Source organism: Schaedlerella arabinosiphila (assembly GCF_003885045.1).
GTDB classification, from domain to species: domain Bacteria; phylum Bacillota; class Clostridia; order Lachnospirales; family Lachnospiraceae; genus Schaedlerella; species Schaedlerella arabinosiphila.
Window position 1 is genome coordinate 2,101,617 of record NZ_RHJS01000002.1, and the last position, 17,930, is coordinate 2,119,546.

Annotated in this window: 12 protein-coding genes; 1 reads left to right on the forward strand and 11 read right to left on the reverse strand. The window is 54.2% G+C overall.

Annotation, left to right across the window (positions count from 1 at the left end; translation table 11 throughout):
- Position 1: 1 nt before the first annotated feature.
- The 11 genes from EBB54_RS10380 to EBB54_RS10420 form a co-directional block, all read right to left on the reverse strand.
- On the reverse strand, positions 2 to 997 hold the full coding sequence (locus tag EBB54_RS10380; RefSeq protein ID WP_125127373.1) for an ABC transporter permease: 996 nt from the start codon (positions 995 to 997) through the stop codon (positions 2 to 4).
- Positions 997 to 1,845 (reverse strand): ABC transporter ATP-binding protein, encoded by an 849-nt coding sequence (locus tag EBB54_RS10385; protein WP_004078299.1) that lies wholly within the window; start codon positions 1,843 to 1,845, stop codon positions 997 to 999. Before EBB54_RS10385 ends, EBB54_RS10380 begins: the two co-directional genes overlap by 1 nt.
- The gene (locus EBB54_RS30530; RefSeq protein WP_004078298.1) at positions 1,842 to 1,997 is read right to left on the reverse strand and encodes a hypothetical protein; all 156 of its coding nucleotides are present in this window, start codon (positions 1,995 to 1,997) and stop codon (positions 1,842 to 1,844) included. The genes EBB54_RS10385 and EBB54_RS30530 overlap by 4 nt, the downstream gene beginning before the upstream one ends.
- A gap of 53 nt (positions 1,998 to 2,050) precedes the next feature.
- Entirely contained in the window at positions 2,051 to 2,200 is a 150-nt protein-coding gene (locus tag EBB54_RS30130) for a hypothetical protein (protein WP_154677784.1), read from the reverse strand.
- A gap of 37 nt (positions 2,201 to 2,237) precedes the next feature.
- Positions 2,238 to 5,996 (reverse strand): phosphoribosylformylglycinamidine synthase, encoded by a 3,759-nt coding sequence (locus EBB54_RS10390; RefSeq protein ID WP_125127374.1) that lies wholly within the window; start codon positions 5,994 to 5,996, stop codon positions 2,238 to 2,240.
- Positions 5,997 to 6,071: 75 nt separating this feature from the next.
- Positions 6,072 to 6,773, reverse strand: coding sequence for a TIGR01906 family membrane protein (locus EBB54_RS10395; protein ID WP_004078296.1), 702 nt, complete (start codon positions 6,771 to 6,773; stop codon positions 6,072 to 6,074).
- Between the two features lie 228 nt (positions 6,774 to 7,001).
- Positions 7,002 to 8,438, reverse strand: a complete 1,437-nt coding sequence (gene pyk, locus EBB54_RS10400; protein ID WP_125127375.1) for a pyruvate kinase — start codon at positions 8,436 to 8,438, stop codon at positions 7,002 to 7,004.
- A gap of 107 nt (positions 8,439 to 8,545) precedes the next feature.
- A complete protein-coding gene (locus EBB54_RS10405) occupies positions 8,546 to 9,412 on the reverse strand; it encodes a hypothetical protein (protein ID WP_125127376.1) in 867 nt (288 codons plus the stop codon).
- 91 nt (positions 9,413 to 9,503) lie between these two features.
- Positions 9,504 to 10,907, reverse strand: a complete 1,404-nt coding sequence (locus EBB54_RS10410) for an alginate O-acetyltransferase AlgX-related protein (RefSeq protein WP_125127377.1) — start codon at positions 10,905 to 10,907, stop codon at positions 9,504 to 9,506.
- 25 nt (positions 10,908 to 10,932) lie between these two features.
- Complete coding sequence (locus EBB54_RS10415) at positions 10,933 to 12,336, reverse strand: MBOAT family O-acyltransferase (protein ID WP_125127378.1); 1,404 nt, start codon at positions 12,334 to 12,336, stop codon at positions 10,933 to 10,935.
- A gap of 61 nt (positions 12,337 to 12,397) precedes the next feature.
- Complete coding sequence (locus tag EBB54_RS10420) at positions 12,398 to 13,228, reverse strand: rhomboid family intramembrane serine protease (protein ID WP_125127379.1); 831 nt, start codon at positions 13,226 to 13,228, stop codon at positions 12,398 to 12,400.
- Between the two features lie 291 nt (positions 13,229 to 13,519).
- Between EBB54_RS10420 and EBB54_RS10425 the strand changes: the two genes are divergently transcribed.
- Positions 13,520 to 17,857 (forward strand): 2-hydroxyacyl-CoA dehydratase, encoded by a 4,338-nt coding sequence (locus EBB54_RS10425; RefSeq protein WP_125127380.1) that lies wholly within the window; start codon positions 13,520 to 13,522, stop codon positions 17,855 to 17,857.
- Positions 17,858 to 17,930 lie beyond the last annotated feature (73 nt).

Here is a 17,930-nt window from a genome sequence, read left to right on the forward strand (position 1 = left end):
TTCAGCCCTCCTTTCCCATTTCTCTGAGGAACACGCGCTGTACGCATGCGAATAATACAACAATTGCAGCCAGACACCCCAAATAATAAGCAAGGCTATTCGAGGAAGTTCCAAAGTAAGCGTTTTTCAGGCCCATATAAATATGATAAAATGGATGAACATAAATCCAATCCAGCTTTACCGCCGTATTTGCAGCCAAGAACACAGGCGTTGCAGCAAAAATGGCAATCAGAAGATAGGCCAATGTAAACTGTCGGAAGTCTTTTAGAAGCAGGGCGCAAATCAGACCGGTCAAGGCCATAATCAAGGACAGAAATGCCGTTTGAAGCAGCACCCCAGGCAATATAGATGCGGTATCCAAAACTCCAACATTCAGCACGGTGAGCAGTATTGCAAAGACCAGGTCGGACAGCAGAAAGACTGCCAGTTTGGACAGGATAAACAGATGTTTTCGCAAAGGCAAAATGGCATGAACACGGATAACGCCCATACTTTTTTCCTTAAACAGCACAGCGGCAATCCCTAAAAATCCGACTGCGGCAATTTCAAAAAACAGCAGTTCACAGGTGATCTCTTTCCTTGCCTTTTGCTCCGGCGTATTGGAGCCAATCACCTCGGCGCTGTAATGCCCTGACGGCTGCAGAAGAGAAAGCGCGTAGTCGGCCCGGTGGCGGTCCGCATTCTCTGTCCCCTCATAGAATACAAGCTGCGGCTTTCCGGCGCTGGCATCAATGCCGACACCATTTGTATCATCAAGCAAAACTGCGTCAAGTGTTTCTTTTGAAGAAACTTGCTGAACCAGCGTGGAAACCGTTGTCTGGGTTCCTGCCGGGTCATACAGGTACACGTTGTACAGACTGGCATCCATGAATTTGATATATCCAAAGTTCACATACAGCGTGTAAAGAACCAAAAATCCCAACGACATGAGGAAGAATTTTCCGGAAACCATCATCCGGCAATCCTTTTTGAACAGAGAACAAAGGCTTTTCCACATCAAGACAGCCCCCTTCCCGTATAATGGATAAACATATCCTCCAATGTCGGTTCCTGCGAATGGATACTGATCATCTCGTCATGCGCAAAAGGAATACCCGCTTCTAATTCCGGGGCCTCAATCGTCTTTTCTTCCCGCCTCCCCTGATACAAATAGTCGATTACAACGCGGTGACTGCTGCCTCGCTCTTTCAAATTTTTTGGAGTGTCCAGCGCCTTGATTTCGCCGTCCGCAATAAATGCCACCCGGTCACACAGCAAATCGGCATCCAGCATATTGTGGGTCGTTAGAAATACCGTTGTACCTTTTTTACGTTCCTCCTCAATGATCTTGCGGAACAGGACCGCGCCGGAGGGGTCGAGCCCGCTGGTCGGTTCGTCCAGAAACAGCAGCTTGGGATTGCTGATCAGTGCCCGTGCCATGCTTGCCCTCTGCCGCATCCCCTTTGAGTAAGACGAAACCGGCTTTCTCAAGAAGTCCGGCTTAAATTCCAATTCCTCCAAGACTTCCTCAATACTGCGTATCTGTTCTTTCGGATAGAACGAAGAAAAATATTTGAGATTGTCAACGGCGCTTAAATTGGCATACAGATAGGGAAACTCAAATAAGACGCCGATCTTTTGAAAAAACTCCTGCGTGTGTGCAGACAAAATATCCTGCCCGAACAGCGACACCTTGCCGCCATATCCTTTCAAAATCCCGGTCAGGATTTTTTGGGTCGTTGATTTCCCGGAGCCATTTGGCCCCAGGAAGCCGAATATTTCCCCATCTTCCACAGTGAAGTCCAGGCCGTGCAGAGCCTGTTTGTTTTTGCCGTAGTAGAAAGTCAAATCCTTTACTTCAATCATTCATCATCCCCCCATTTCTCGTGCTGCTCCTTTTTCTTTTCCTGCTCCCGCTTGCTCCACCACTTCATAAACCGGATCTTGAACGGGACAGAGATTGCCAGCGCCGCCGCGATCACAAGCCACCAGTACCATTCCAAACCTAAAAACGCCATAAAAATCACCTCCTTTGTCTGTGAGGACTAACCGCCCTCTTGTTGAGGTAAACTTATAAAAATGCGGTGAAGTCGGTGTGAGGCCGGTGTGAAATCGGCGTGAAATCTTCAAAAACAGCTCTGCCTTTCGCGCTGTGATTCGCCCCCGCTTTCTGCTTTTGGGCGCAAAAAAAGCCGCAGACTTTTTTCAAAATCTGCGGCATAAGCCGGGGCTTCTCTTCTTCAATCTCTCTGTCGATCCTACCGGAAATACGCTACGCCGGATTCAAAGATCTTCATATCCTGTTCCCCGTAAATATTGACAGCAACGGACGGGCCGCGGCGCTCGGAGTGGGCCATCTTGCCCAGCACCCTTCCGTCCGGGCTGGTAATTCCCTCAATGGCCTGATAGGAGCCGTTGACATTCCATTCCTCGTCCATGCTGATGACGCCCTGGGGATCGCAGTACCGGGTGGCAACCTGGCCGTTTTCAAATAATGTTTCCAGCAATGCGTCATTTGCCACAAACCTGCCTTCCCCGTGGGAAGCCGGAATCGTAAATACGCTGCCCGGCTTCACCTGGGCCAGCCATGGGGACTTGCTGCTCACCACCTTGGTATAGACCATCTTGGAGATATGCCGGCCGATGGTGTTGTAAGTCAGGGTCGGGGAATCCTCGGTCTGTCCCACGATCCGTCCATAGGGCACCAGCCCCAGCTTGATCAGCGCCTGGAAACCATTGCAGATGCCCAGCGCCAGACCGTCTCGCTCATGCAGCAGCTTCTCCACCGCTTCTTTGATCCTGGCATTCATAAATGCCGTCGCGAAGAATTTCGCGGAGCCGTCCGGCTCATCCCCGGCGCTGAACCCGCCCGGAAACATGATCATCTGCGCCTGGCCGATGGCCTTTTCAAATTCCTCCACAGATTCCCGGATGCCCTGGGCGTCCAGATTCCTGAACACGCTCGTGATCACCTTCGCGCCTGCCCGCTGGAATGCCTGCCCGCTGTCATATTCGCAGTTCGTCCCGGGAAATACCGGGATAAATACCGTAGGCTGTCCGATCTTATGGCTGCAGATATGAACCTCCCCGGTTCCGTCATAGAGCCGATCTTCCAGCACCCTTTCTTCGGAGGCCGCCGATTTCGTCGCAAATACCGGCTCCAGCGTCCCGCTCCAGGCGCGGACTGCCTCCTCCATGGAAATCTCTGTATTTCCATAGGAGAAGCCGTCTCCTTCGGTGACTTCCCCGATCACCGTATAGGTAATCTGCAGGTTGCCCACCTGACCGTCCTTCACCTCCGCGATCAGATCTCCGAATGCCGGAGCAAAGGCATCCCTGGGGTCCAGGTTATGCTCGATCTTCACGCCCAGCTTATTTCCAAAGGCCATCTTGCTGACTGCCGCAAGGACGCCGTGGCGATCCAGGGCATAGGCGGACACGATCCTGCCGCTGCGGATGTCCTCCGTAAACTTCCCGTACTGTTCCATCACCTGTTCATAGACCGGTAGGTCATACCCGTCCCTCTCAAGCCGCAGCCAGACCAGCTTATTGCCCGGGGTCTTTAGTTCCGGCGTGATGAGATCCGTTTCCACCGCCATATCCACCGCGAAGGACACCAATGTAGGCGGCACGTCAATATCCTGGAAGGTGCCGGACATGCTGTCCTTTCCGCCGATGGACGGCAGGCCGAATCCAAGCTGCGCCCGGTATGCCCCCAAAAGCGCCGCGAATGGCTGGCTCCACCGCTTCGGGTCCTCGGTCATCCTGCGGAAATACTCCTGGAAGGTGAACCGGATCTTCCGGTAATCCCCGCCCGATGCTACGATCTTCGCAATGGACTCCGTCACCGCATAGATGGCCCCGTGATAGGGGCTCCAGCTGGACAGATAGGGGTCAAATCCATAGCTCATCATGGACACGCTGTCCGTGGTTCCGTTCTGTACCGGCACCTTGGCCGCCATGGCCTGGGTCTCGGTCATCTGATACTTTCCGCCGTGGGGCATGAACACCGACGCCGCGCCGATGGAGCCGTCGAACATCTCCACCAGCCCCTTCTGGGAGCACACGTTTAAGTCGGCCAGCATGGACAGCCATTTTTCCCGCACATCCGCCACCTCTTCCCGGACGAAGAGGGAGCCTTCCTTTCCCGGAATCTCCACTTCCACGTCGGTCTCCTGATGGGCTCCGTTGGTATCCAGAAAGGCCCGGGAGAGGTTGACGATCTCCGTTCCCCTCCAGACCAGCACCAGCCGCGGAGCCTCGGTCACCACGGCTACCTCGGTGGCCTCCAGGTTTTCCTCCCCGGCATAGGCCAGGAATTGTTCTGCATCCTTGGGATCTACGACCACAGCCATCCGTTCCTGGGATTCGGAAATGGCGATCTCCGTTCCGTCCAGGCCCGCGTATTTTTTCGGCACCTTGTCCAGATCCACCCGCAGTCCTTCCGCCAGCTCCCCGATGGCAACCGACACGCCGCCTGCCCCGAAATCGTTGCACTTCTTGATCAGACGGCTGACCTCCTCCCTGCGGAAGAGACGCTGGATCTTGCGCTCTGTAGGAGGATTGCCCTTTTGTACCTCCGCGCCGCAGGTCTCGATAGACTCCTCGGTATGGACCTTGGAGGAACCGGTCGCTCCGCCGCAGCCGTCCCGCCCGGTGCGCCCGCCCAGAAGGATGATGATATCTCCCGGATCCGAGGTCTCACGGATCACCGCCCGTCTCGGCGCCGCCCCCATGACCGCGCCGATCTCCATACGCTTCGCCACATAATCCGGATGGTAGATCTCCTTGACCGTTCCCGTGGCCAGGCCGATCTGGTTTCCATAGGAGCTGTATCCTCTGGCCGCCCCCTGGACCAGCTTCTTCTGGGGAAGCTTGCCCTTAAGCGTATCCCCGGCCGACACCGTAGGATCTGCCGCCCCGGTCACACGCATGGCCTGGTATACATAGGTCCTTCCGGAAAGCGGGTCGCGGATGGCGCCGCCCAGGCAGGTGGCCGCCCCTCCGAAGGGCTCAATCTCCGTGGGATGGTTGTGGGTCTCATTCTTAAAGTTGATGAGCCACTCCTCCTCCACGCCGTCCACCTTGATGGGAACCACGATGCTGCATGCGTTGATCTCGTCAGACTCCTCCTGATCGGCCAGCTTCCCTTCCTTTTTCAGCTTCCTCATGGCCATCAGCGCCAGATCCATCAGGCAGTGGAACTTATCCTCCCTGCCGGCAAAAATCTCGCTGTGATCCTTTACATATTGCCTGTAGGTATCCTCAATGGGCTCCCTGTAATCCCCTTCGCCGAAGGATACGTTCTTTAACTCCGTGGAAAATGTAGTATGGCGGCAATGGTCGGACCAGTAGGTATCCAGCACGCGGATCTCGGTCATGGACGGATCGCGGCGCTCCTCTCCGAGGAAATAGGTCCGGATATGGAGAAAGTCCTGAAAGGTCATGGCCAGCCCCAGAGAATCGTAGAGCGTCCTCAGTTCCTCCTCCTGCATGTCCCGAAAGCCCGAAAGGATCTTCACATCCTCCGGCTCCTCAAAAACCGCAACCAGCGTGTCCGGCTTCTCCAGGCCGGTCTCCCGGGAATCCACGGGGTTGATGCAGTGGTTTTTGATAGCCGCAAATTCTTCGTCCGTCACCGTCCCCTGGATCACATAAGTGACGGCCGTGCGGATGACCGGTTTTTCATCCTCTTTGATAAACTGGATGCACTGCTCCGCGGAATCCGCCCTCTGGTCGAACTGCCCCGGAAGATACTCTACGGAAAATACCCGGTCTTCCTCCCCCACCGGAATCTCCTCCCGGTACAGCAGATCCACCGGCGGCTCCGCAAAGACTCCTCTGCACGCTTTTTCAAAGGATTCCTCTGAAACATTTTCCACATCATAACGGATCAGCACCCGCACCCCTGTCACCGTGCGGATTCCGAGATAATGCCGGATTTCATGCTTTAACTCCTTCGCCTGCACGGCAAAATCCGCCTTTTTCTCCACATATACACGCTTTACATTCCCCATATCGTTTCTCCTCCTTCATTTTTCACAAATTCTGCCTGAACGTTTCCTTTTTTCCTGCCCTGAAGGCTGCTGCTCTTACCTTGCAGCGCTTTGTTTTCTGACCCTGACCATACAGAAGATGCTCAACGCCAGACAAATGCCCAGCCCTGTCAGAAAGAAGCCCCCGATCCGAAGCACCATGTCAAAAAACAGGCCCTCCGGCAGCATCCGGATCATGTAGTCCGTGGCCGGGTCAAACAGCCACAGGTCATTGTCAAAAAAGATCTCATGGAACTTCGTAAACACCGCGTTGAAATCCCTTGCCACGGCGATTCCCAAAAGCAGGATGCACACTGCCAGAACCCCCAGCGTCGCCTGAAAACTTCCCGCCAGGGTCTTCCACATGTCTTTTCTGCATACAAATGCCAGCAGCGCCAGAGCCGCCGCCAGCACGGCCGACGCCCATCTGCGCAGGGAGAGGCCGCCGAGAAAGAGCACCTGCACGTCCTCCATGTGCAGCCGGTCCTGTTCATTGAAAAAATCCTGCCGGACACCTTCCACCGTGGTCACCACGCTTAAGCGCTCCCTGTCCCCTTTGAGATATGCCATCATCTCCCGGGTCACATACATGGCGTCCTCCATCTCCATATCCAGAGCTTTCAGCACCTGGTATTTTGTGTACTCCCGTTCGTAAACGCCGAAGTCCAGATACATTGCCGCCTGGAAGCTGCTGATCAGCAAAATGACCACCGCGGCGGCAGAAGCCGCCACCCCTGAAATCCACCGTAATCCGTTCATGTCCTGCCTCATTTCCTGTGTTCTGCCGTGTGTTCCAAATCCTGTGCCTTATAAAACGGCCGCATGGCCATAATGGGATGCCCTTGGGGTATACCTTATAAAACGGCTGCATGGCCATAATGGGGTGCCCCCGAGTATGAGATACAAAACGTATGCCGCCCCCGCAGCGGTACGCAAAATCCTCTGAATATCCCGCCAAACGGGGCATTCAGAGGATTTTTCCTGCCGTTACTCTATCGTGGCAATCCGCATCATGTTGCTTACCCCGCCGATCTCTTCCCGTACATTCGGTGACGGCATCCCTGCCGTAAGGACTACGATATCTCCCGTGTCCACAAACTGTTTTACCTGCGCAAGCTCTATCGCACCGTTACATACATCATCTGTTGTGCTGAATTCCAGAGATTTCAGCGGAGTGACCCCCCAGTAAATGGACATCCTGCGCAGCGCCCTGTCGCTGGGCGTCACCCCAAGGATCTCCTGCCTGGGTTTCATGTTGGATACATACCGTGTTGTGGCTCCGGACACCGACGGCGTAATGATACATTTTGCATTCAGGTTTGCCGCCGCCAGCACGGAGGAATACCCGATTGCCGTGGAAACGCTGGATTTAAGGTGGTCTCCCGCCTGGGCCAGCAAAATGTCATAATCCAGATGTTCTTCCGCGTTCTTTACGATGTGGACCATCATCTTCAATGCCTCCAGCGGATATTTTCCCGCAGCCGTCTCGCCGGAGAGCATCACCGCGTCGGTGCCGTCATAGACCGCATTGGCAACGTCCGTCACCTCCGCACGGGTGGGACGTGGATTGCGGATCATGGAATCCAGCATCTGGGTCGCCGTGATCACGGTCTTGAAGTTATTTTTACACTTCTGAATGAGCATCTTCTGCAGATAGGGAAGCTCTTCCGCGGGAATCTCCACCCCTAAGTCTCCCCTGGCTACCATGATCCCGTCCGCAGCCCGGAGGATCTCATCAATGTTGCGGATGCCCTCCGCGTTCTCAATCTTGGCAATGATCGGAATATACTGTGCGTGGAGGGACTTGAGATAAGCCTTGATCTCCAGGATGCATTCCGCGTTGCGCACAAAAGAAGCCGCAATGAAATCAATATCCTGCTCCACGCCAAATTTGATATCTTCCTTGTCCTTCTCCGTAATGGCCGGAAGCCGTACCGGCACGTTGGGGACATTGATTCCTTTGCGCTCTCCTAACTCCCCTCCGTTGAGGATGCGGCAGACAATGTCCTTCCCGTCCTTTTTCACCACTTCCAGCTCGATCAGACCGTCGTCAATCAGTATCTTCTTTCCCCGGTCCACATCCTCTGCCAGACCATCGTATGTGATGGATACCTTCTGGGCGTCCCCAGGGATATCCTCGGGGGTCAGCGTGATCATAGCGCCGGCCTCCAGCTTTACCTTTTTTGCGTCCTTCAATACACCTGTACGGATCTCCGGTCCCTTTGTATCCAACAGGATCGCCGTATTCGAATGTTCCTCCTCCCGGATCATCTTGAGCATGTCCATCCTGGCCTTCTGTTCCGGATGGGTTCCATGTGAAAAATTAAAACGTGCCACATCCATCCCGCCCCGGATGATGCTGCGCAATACTTCCTTGTCGTCCGTACTCGGACCCATAGTACATACAATTTTTGTCTTTTTCATTTCAATCTGTCTCCCTCTTATTCCAAGTGTATTCTGCCGGATCGGCTGCACCGGGCCGCGGGTTCACTGCCGAAAACACCGCAGACGCGAACCGCGCCGCGGCTTTTTTAGTACCGCAGTACGCCCTGGCCGCCAAGACAGCCTTCCCCGGATTGGCTGACATCCTGATTCTGTCCGCCGGAATCAGCCGGTTCTTCATAAACCGGCTCTTCATAGACCGGCTCCTGGTATACCGGCTCTTCATAGACTGGCTCCTGGTATACCGGCTGCTCATAGTACTGCTGTTCGTACTGTGTCTGAGCCGCCGTCTCTGCCTGGGCCTGGGCCGCCGCGGCCGCCTGGGCATCTTTTTTCGCCTGCTCCGCCGCTGCCTCCGCTTCCGCTTTCTTTTGCTTTTCCGCAGCCGCCTTTGCCTGCTGCTGCGCTCTCAGCGCAAGCGCCGTCTCTTTCGTGCTGATCTCTTTTCCTGAATCCGCACTCGTATATTTTACAAATCCTACTTCTTCTTCAAAACACAGCTCTGCCTTTTCCATATCATCCAGTTCAAGACCTGTGATTTCGACAACCCGGCCGTCCTCATAGGACAGGCTGATATCATACGTTGTCCTGGCTTTTTCGCCCTGTTCGGAATCCGCTTTTCCGGGAGTATAATACATGCATATTGTTTCCTCTATGCCGATCTTCATATCTTCCCCCAGAAGATTCTCAGACGCCTCCTCCCCGGAAGATGCCTTCACCGACAGGCCGGTGATCTCACTGCCGGTCTGGTTGGTCAGCAATAACCGAAGGGCGTCCCCGGACTCCTCTCCGATGGTCCTGTACTCTGACTTTTCTTCCTGTTCCACCTCCTTACCGTCATTTATCTCAGTTTCCGGTCCTTCTGTTTTCTGCGTTCCATCTTCCTTTTTTCCGCATCCAAGGACCAGGCAGGCTGCCGCAATTACCAAAATTTTTGTAAATATCCTTTTCTTCATTTGTTCCTCCGAAATTCTCATTCCCTTTTTATAATACAGCCATGACCGGACATCCCGCCTGCTTTAGCGGCTCCGGATTGGGGCTGAAATTTTATCCTTTTAGTTCTTCTGTCCCTACGATCGTCTGGGTACTGCCGTTTACCAGGATGATGTCCAGATTCACCTTCCCCCTAGGCAGGGACGCCTGTCTTAAGTATAGCTGATATCCGTCGTCATTCCAGCCCTCTTCTTCCCTGGAGGAAGTAAGAAACGCCTCATAGGTCACAGACTCCCCGTTCTCCGGCCGGACAGACACATAGACCCGGGAGTCTTTCTGTGTATATTCCGAATCCAGCGTCCCCTCCACCACATACCAGGAGCCGTCTTCCCGGACGGACACCGTCGTATCTGTGGCCGCTGCCCTGAGCTCCTCCAGAACTCTGACCGGCCCCTCCATGACAGGGGGCTGCTCCGCAAAAAACGAAAGCCTTCTCTCCACCCGTTCCACCACCACATATTCCGGATGGTACTTGTCCAGGTTGCTCAGGTTGTAGGGAACCAGACGGGAAAAATATCCGTATTCAAATTCATTTGCCAGAATGGGGAGCATGGAATTTCCGAATGAATCCCGGAACATCAAAAGCCTCCCCTGCCCGTTCGGGTTGATCGTCTCGATCCAGTCCTCCTCTGTATCCTCCACGTCATTGACATAGGCATAGATGGGAATCCGGTCATAATATACATTGTCCTCCGGCTTTGCGGCCACAGAGTAAAGCATCTCCGCCAGATCTCCTGTGTGCTCCTTTCTGACCTCCCAGGAGTCGTAAGCAGAACCGTCGTACTCCCTGTCAAGCCCGTCCAGCAGCTTTCTGCAGACAAGCAGCGCCCCCTTGTTGTTCCAGTGGGAATCCCCCTGCAGATACAGGCATTCGCCGGATTCTTCAAAGATCTCATGGAGATCCGCATAATGAATCCCCGCCTGCTTTAGGAGGGGCGTCAGACGGGTATGGTTATTCTCCCCGCTGCGCAGGTAATTTGACGGCATATGGCTGTCATACACGGAATTTTTATTGGGGGCGATGGTGATGAGAAACCGGCTTCCCCTGTCCTCCACATACTGCTGCATCAGGCCGATATTGTGAACCGCGTTGGCAAGTCCCTTTTCCGACATCTGGTTTCTGCCCAGGTAATCGTCCAATGTTCCGGTATAGTAAAGCCAGCCGTCCTTCCCCACCAGCACCTGGTCCGAGGCCGATACGCCCAGCAGCCTGCCCCGGATCAGTGCGTTGGCTGCCACCAGCTCCTGCCGGAACGCGAAATGATCTTCAAAATAGCCTCCCATCTGGGACAAATAGCGGACGTTCCATGTTCCGTCGGACCGAAGCCTGGGAAACCTGGCCAGCTCTTTATTCTCTGTTGTCTCATTCGAAGCCGCCACGCTCATCCCCACAAAGGGAAACGCCGCAAGCATAAGGACGGCCGCTATATAGATCAGATACCATCTCTTCTTTTTCATCGTCTCATACACTTTCTGCCTGATTCTAAAACCGGAAGTAGATAAACGGATTGTAGGTGCCCCCGGACAGGCTCAGCATACAGAGCACAAGGAGGGCAATGCTGCATACATAAGCGCTGGGATTCCCCACTCTGGCCAGGATTTTCTCCCAGCGCCCGGGCAGCCTGCTTCTCAGGCTTTTCAGCGGGCAGGAGGCAAACAGGCAGATCACCAGTACAAGCACAAGCAGCGGGTTGATCTGCTGCAGGGCAAAGCCCATGGTATCCCTGCCGGCCGGCAGTCCGGTGAACATCTTCCCGATCAGGGCCGCTCCCTGGGACAGGGTATCCGCCCGGAAGATCACGAACCCGGCGCAGACTACCAGCATGGTATAGACATGTCCCAGCGCCCTGGGCAGTCTTTTCACCGGAAGTATCCCTTCCAGCAGCAAAAACAGGCCGTGATACAGCCCCCATATGACAAAGGTCCAGTCCGCCCCGTGCCACAATCCGGTACAGAAGAACACGAACAGCTTATTCACATACGTCCGCGCCCTCCCTTTTCTGTTGCCGCCAAGGGGGATATACAAATATTCTTTAAACCAGGTGGACAGCGAAATATGCCATCTGCGCCAAAATTCCTGGACACTGCAGGAAATATACGGATAGTTGAAATTCTCCTGAAACGTAAATCCGAACATGCGGCCCAGCCCGATGGCCATATCGCTGTAACCCGAAAAGTCAAAATAAATCTGAAACAGATAGGAGACCGCTCCGATCCACGCGGCCAGAGCGCCGACCTGCGCCAGCTCTGCCGCAAACACCGCGTCCGCGGCCAGGGCGGCCGTATTGGACAAAAGCACCTTCTTAGACAGCCCCACGATGAACCTGCGAAATCCCTCTGCAGTCTCCTCCAGGTCAAACGTCCTGTTTGAGATCTGCCGCTCGATGTCATGATATTTTACAATCGGCCCGGCGATCAGCTGCGGGAAAAAGGAAATATAGAGCAGCATATGGGCGTAGTTCTTCTGCGCCTTCACCTGCCCCCGGTATACATCGATCAGATAGGACAGCGCCTGGAATGTAAAAAACGAAATCCCGATGGGCAGACTGACCCGAATCAGGGGAAACTGCGCCCCTGTCAGGCGGTTGCAGGTATCGATCAGCATATCGGCATATTTAAAAATGCCGAGAATCAGAAAATTGGTACCCACGGCCAGGGCCAGAACCGGCTTTTTCTTCCCTGCCCTCCCGATCCACAGGCCGTAGAGATAATTCAGGCTCGCGCTGCCCGCCATCAAAAGGACGTAGACAGGCTCGCCGTATGCATAAAACAGTAAACTGCTGATGATCAGCAGCGTATTCTTTGCGGGCATGGACGGCAGCAGGTAATACAGCAGAAACACCGCCGGAAAAAACACGCAGAGAAATGTCAATGAACTGAAAACCATAGCCGCTTCTCCAAAAAGTCCCTCCCAGAGGGCCTCCCCGCTCTGAGGAACCCTCCTCTTCTCACTTTACATGCTCATGTGTAAACAGATGCTCCTGGCAGTACTCATAATTCCCGTTGCATTTGGAACAGAACCGAAATTCCAGCCCGGGGTCGTCCAACTCCGTCTTCCCGCACACCGCGCACCTGTGCATGGCCCCGCCCGCATAGGTCATATGGGGACGCGCCTGCTTCTTGAACTTCCGCTTTCTCGCCTGCTCCTTCGGCGTGTAGGGACGCATGTTCCTGCCGGACAGGAAAAACAGGATAAAGTTCAGAAGGGATGCCACGATGGCCGTCCTTGTCATCCAGTTGCCTCTCACCAGATCATACAGGATATAGGCCACATACACGTAGGCCATCCACTTGATTTTGATCGGCAGCACGAAGTACAGCATAAGCTCCATCTCCGGATAGCTTGCCGCAAATGCAAGGAAAATGGACATATTGATATAATACGTACTGAAAAAAACGCCGTATCCTACCAGATCCGTACCGAAAAATACGGCCAGGATAAACGCGCCCAGCACGGTAAACAAAATACCGGAAAAAATATAGACATTGTAACGGAAAGTCCCCCAGGTCCTCTCCAGGGCCGTGCCGAGCTGATAGTAAAGCAGCATCATGATCACGATCGTCAGAAGGCTGCCGCTCGGCGGCACCAGCACCCAGGACAAAAGCCTCCAGACCTGTCCCCTTAAAATATAGGCCGGCTCGAGAGTCAGCCACGAAAGCAGCGCGGGCTGCATGAGTGAAGTCATATACCCGATCACATAGCCACCGATCAGATACATGGTCAGGTTTGGAATTGCATATCTGCCGAATTTTCTTTCTAACTTATCCAACCAATTCAAAAGTCTTCTTCTCCTCTTTTCTATTCTTCGAATCCATCATGTATAATTCTACCGTCAGGAGGCGTTTTTGTCAAATATATGTTATGCTTTTTCTGTTAATTTTGTATAAAACTCCCAAATAGTTTATATGATTTTTCAAAAAAATTCAATTCCTGCCGAAAACGTTCATCACTTTTACGATTGTGTTTTTTTTCAACATGTCGTATAATGTAGGTTGTTGTCGTGTAAAAAGCAACATTTAATAGGAAATAACTGACATAAAATCTTTATAAAAGAGGATGTGGAAATTATATGAATTTGAATGACTTATACAGCTTGGGGATCGATATCGGTTCCACCACCGTCAAGATCGCGGTACTCAACAGCAGCCGGGAAATCCTGTTTTCCGATTACGAACGGCATTTTGCCAATATCCAGGAGACCCTGTCCGACCTGCTTGGGCGGGCCCTGTACGCCTTAGGCTCCATCCGGGTGTCCCCGGTCATCACCGGAAGCGGCGGACTGACCCTCGCCACCCATCTTGGGGTACCCTTTGTGCAGGAGGTCATCGCCGTTTCTTCCGCGCTGCAGGACTATGCGCCCCAGACCGACGTAGCCATCGAACTGGGCGGGGAGGATGCGAAGATCATCTATTTTGAGGGCGGCAACGTGGAACAGCGCATGAACGGCGTCTGCGCCGGGGGTACGGGTTCCTTCATCGACCAGATGGCGTCCCTCCTGCAGACCGATGCGTCCGGCCTCAATGCCTATGCGAAAAATTACAAAGCCCTCTACTCCATCGCGGCCCGCTGCGGCGTATTTGCCAAATCGGACATTCAGCCGCTGATCAACGAGGGCGCCTCCAAGGAAGACCTGGCGGCCTCCATCTTCCAGGCCGTAGTCAACCAGACCATCAGCGGCCTGGCCTGCGGCAAGCCGATCCGGGGGCATGTGGCCTTTTTAGGAGGCCCGCTGCACTTTTTATCGGAACTGCGGGAGGCTTTTGTGCGCACCTTGAAGCTGGACGACGAGCATACCATCGTCCCCTACCAGTCCCACCTGTTTGCCGCCATCGGCTCCGCCCTTAACGCAAAGCCCGAATCTGCAAAGGTTCCCTTGCGTGAGCTGCAGGAACGGCTGGCAGGCAAGATCCAGATGGAATTTGAAGTGGACCGGATGGAACCGCTGTTTGCATCCACCAAAGAATACGAGGCGTTTATCAGCCGCCACAACCGGCACCAGGTTCCCATCAAGGACCTTTCCTCTTATAAAGGAAACGCCTTTTTGGGTATCGACGCCGGCTCCACCACTACAAAAGCCGCGCTGGTGGGCGAGGACGGGACCCTTTTGTATTCCTTTTATCACAACAATGAGGGAGATCCCTTAGGCACCACCATCCGGGCCGTCAAGGACATCTACAGCCAGCTTCCAGAAGATGTCCGGATCGTCCACTCCTGCTCCACCGGCTACGGGGAGGCGCTGATCAAAGCCGCCCTTCTGCTGGACGAAGGGGAGGTGGAGACCGTTTCCCATTACTACGCGGCGTCCTATTTTGAGCCGGACGTGGACTGCATCTTAGACATCGGCGGCCAGGACATGAAGTGCATCAAGATCAAGAACCAGACCGTGGACAGCGTGCAGCTCAACGAAGCCTGCTCCTCGGGCTGCGGCTCCTTTATTGAGACTTTCGCAAAATCCCTCAATTATACGGTGGAGGATTTTGCCCATGAGGCCCTGTATGCCCGCAACCCCATTGACCTGGGAACCCGCTGTACCGTATTTATGAATTCCAAAGTCAAGCAGGCCCAGAAGGAAGGGGCCGAGGTTGCGGATATCTCCGCCGGGCTTGCCTATTCCGTCATCAAAAACGCCCTGTTCAAAGTCATTAAGGTGTCCGACGCGTCCGAACTGGGATCCCATATCGTGGTCCAGGGAGGAACCTTTTACAACAACGCGGTCCTTCGAAGCTTCGAGAAGATCGCGGACTGCGAAGCCATCCGCCCGGATATCGCCGGCATCATGGGCGCTTTCGGAGCCGCTCTGATCGCCAGGGAGCGTTATACGGAATGCGAAGGCACCACCATGCTCTCCATCGAGGAGATCCAGGCGCTGGAGTACTCCACCACCATGACCAAGTGCAGGGGCTGCACCAACAACTGCCGCCTCACGGTCAGCCATTTCAGCGGAGGAAGACGGTTTATCACCGGAAACCGCTGCGAGCGCGGGCTTGGCAAGGAAAAGCCGGTGAACCAGATGCCCAATCTCTTTGACTACAAGATGAAGCGCTATTTCGGATATACCCCGCTGGAAAAAGAGGAAGCCGTACACGGCGCCATCGGGATTCCGCGGGTGCTCAACATATATGAAAACTATCCCTTCTGGTTTACGTTTTTTACAAAACTGAAGTTCCGGGTGGTGCTCTCCCCGGCTTCCACCAGAAAGATTTATGAGCTTGGGATCGAGTCCATCCCCAGCGAATCCGAATGTTATCCGGCAAAGCTGGCCCACGGGCATATCCAGTGGCTGATCAACGAAGGCGTAAGGCATATCTTCTATCCTTCCGTTCCCTTTGAGCGAAACGAATTTGAGGACGCCAACAACCACTACAACTGCCCCATCGTCACCTCCTACCCGGAGAACATCAAGAACAATATGGACCCCATCGTAAAGGGAGAGGTGGATTTTATCCATCCGTTTCTGAGCCTGAAAGACGAGGAGACCATCTCCTACCGTCTGGTGGAAGAGCTGGCAAAGAAGTTCTCCCTCTCCGAGGAGGAGATCCGCGCTGCCGTGCATGACGCATGGACAGAGCTCTCGGCGTGCCGGGAGGATATGCGCAAAAAAGGGGAAGAGACGGTTCAATTCCTCAAAGACACCGGCAATCGGGGCATCGTGCTTGCCGGCCGGCCCTACCACATCGACCCGGAGGTCAACCACGGGCTGCCGGAGCTGATTACCTCCTACAACATTGCGGTGCTGACCGAGGATTCCGTGTCCCACCTGCATGCGGTGGAGCGTCCCTTAAATGTGATGGACCAGTGGATGTACCATTCCCGACTGTATGCGGCGGCAAATTATGTAAAGACAACGGACAATCTGGATCTGATCCAGTTAAATTCCTTCGGATGCGGGCTGGATGCGGTCACCACGGATCAGGTGGCGGAGATCCTCACCAACTCCGACAAGATTTACACCTCGCTGAAAATCGATGAGGTCAACAACTTAGGAGCCGCCAGAATCCGCGTCCGCTCCCTGTTAGCCGCGATCCGCGTCAGGGAACAGCGCAATACAAAGCGGAACATCTGTCCGGCTTCCATTGAGAAGGTGCCCTTCACCAAGGAGATGCGCAGGACTTATACGATCCTCTGCCCCCAGATGTCGCCCATGCATTTTGAACTGCTGGAGCCGGCGTTCCGGGCGTCCGGATACAACATCGCGGTGCTGCCCAACGACAACAAGCAGGCTGTGGATGTGGGATTAAAGTATGTTAACAACGATGCCTGCTACCCCTCCCTGATGGTGGTGGGACAGATCATGGAGGCCATCCTGTCCGGCAGGTATGACACCGACCACCTGGCCGTGATCATTACCCAGACCGGAGGCGGCTGCCGTGCGTCGAATTATATCGGATTTATCCGCAGGGCGCTGAAAAAAGCCGGATACTCGCATATTCCGGTGATTTCCCTGAACCTGAGCGGGCTGGAGGAGAATCCCGGCTTCAAGCTGACGCCTGTCCTGGTACTGCGCGGAATCTATGCGCTGGTATTGGGGGACATCTTCATGAAATGCGTCTACCGGATGCGCCCCTATGAGACGGTACCCGGAAGCACCAATGCCATGCACCGGAAATGGGCGGACACGGCCAAACAGTATCTGGCCCAGGCTTACCCTTCCCGGAGCGGCTTCAAGAAGCTCTGCCGGGATATCATCCGGGATTTTGACAGCCTGGAGGTTTTGGATACTCAGAAGCCCCGTGTAGGCGTGGTGGGCGAGATCCTGGTGAAATTCCTTCCCGCCGCGAACAACTACCTGGTGGAGCTTTTGGAAAGCGAAGGGGCCGAAGCCGTTGTCCCGGATCTGCTGGATTTCCTGATGTACTGCTTCTACAACCAGAATTTCAAAGTATCCCATCTGGGAATGGAGAAGTCCAAAGCGAAAATCGGAAATCTCGGAATCAAGGCGCTGGAGTGGTTCCGCGCCCCTGCCACAAAGGCATTTGAGGAGAGCGTTCACTTCGCGCCTCCCACTCCCATCGAAAAGCTGGCCGAGATGGCTTCGGGGATCGTCTCCCTGGGCAACCAGACCGGGGAAGGATGGTTTTTGACCGGGGAAATGCTGGAACTGATACATAGCGGTACGGAAAATATCGTGTGCACCCAGCCCTTTGCCTGCCTGCCCAACCACGTGGTGGGAAAAGGGGTCATCAAGGAGCTTCGCAGGCTCTATCCCCAGTCCAATGTGGTGGCCATCGATTTTGACCCGGGCGCAAGCGAAGTAAACCAGCTCAACCGGATCAAGCTGATGCTGTCCACGGCAAACAAAAACCTGGAGATCGACTCCGGCAGCCGCAGTGAGGAAGGCGGACCCGCAAAAGACGCGGACCTCTCTTCTTTTCCGCTGAAGAAAAATTATAATTACGGAAGGCTGTAGGATATAAGAAAAGAGTTTAGCCGAAAGAGAAAAACTGCCGGGAAATCACACTTGCATCCATGTGTTGATTTTC

What these genes read in the sequence shown, in the direction of transcription:
- EBB54_RS10380 (WP_125127373.1), bottom strand. Translation starts at nt 997, where the DNA reads ATGTGGAAAAGCCTTTGTTCTCTGTTCAAAAAGGATTGCCGGATGATG.
- EBB54_RS10385 (WP_004078299.1), bottom strand. Translation starts at nt 1,845, where the DNA reads ATGATTGAAGTAAAGGATTTGACTTTCTACTACGGCAAAAACAAACAG.
- EBB54_RS30530 (WP_004078298.1), bottom strand. Translation starts at nt 1,997, where the DNA reads ATGGCGTTTTTAGGTTTGGAATGGTACTGGTGGCTTGTGATCGCGGCG.
- EBB54_RS30130 (WP_154677784.1), bottom strand. Translation starts at nt 2,200, where the DNA reads ATGCCGCAGATTTTGAAAAAAGTCTGCGGCTTTTTTTGCGCCCAAAAG.
- EBB54_RS10390 (WP_125127374.1), bottom strand. Translation starts at nt 5,996, where the DNA reads ATGGGGAATGTAAAGCGTGTATATGTGGAGAAAAAGGCGGATTTTGCC.
- EBB54_RS10395 (WP_004078296.1), bottom strand. Translation starts at nt 6,773, where the DNA reads ATGAACGGATTACGGTGGATTTCAGGGGTGGCGGCTTCTGCCGCCGCG.
- pyk (WP_125127375.1), bottom strand. Translation starts at nt 8,438, where the DNA reads ATGAAAAAGACAAAAATTGTATGTACTATGGGTCCGAGTACGGACGAC.
- EBB54_RS10405 (WP_125127376.1), bottom strand. Translation starts at nt 9,412, where the DNA reads ATGAAGAAAAGGATATTTACAAAAATTTTGGTAATTGCGGCAGCCTGC.
- EBB54_RS10410 (WP_125127377.1), bottom strand. Translation starts at nt 10,907, where the DNA reads ATGAAAAAGAAGAGATGGTATCTGATCTATATAGCGGCCGTCCTTATG.
- EBB54_RS10415 (WP_125127378.1), bottom strand. Translation starts at nt 12,336, where the DNA reads ATGGTTTTCAGTTCATTGACATTTCTCTGCGTGTTTTTTCCGGCGGTG.
- EBB54_RS10425 (WP_125127380.1), top strand. Translation starts at nt 13,520, where the DNA reads ATGAATTTGAATGACTTATACAGCTTGGGGATCGATATCGGTTCCACC.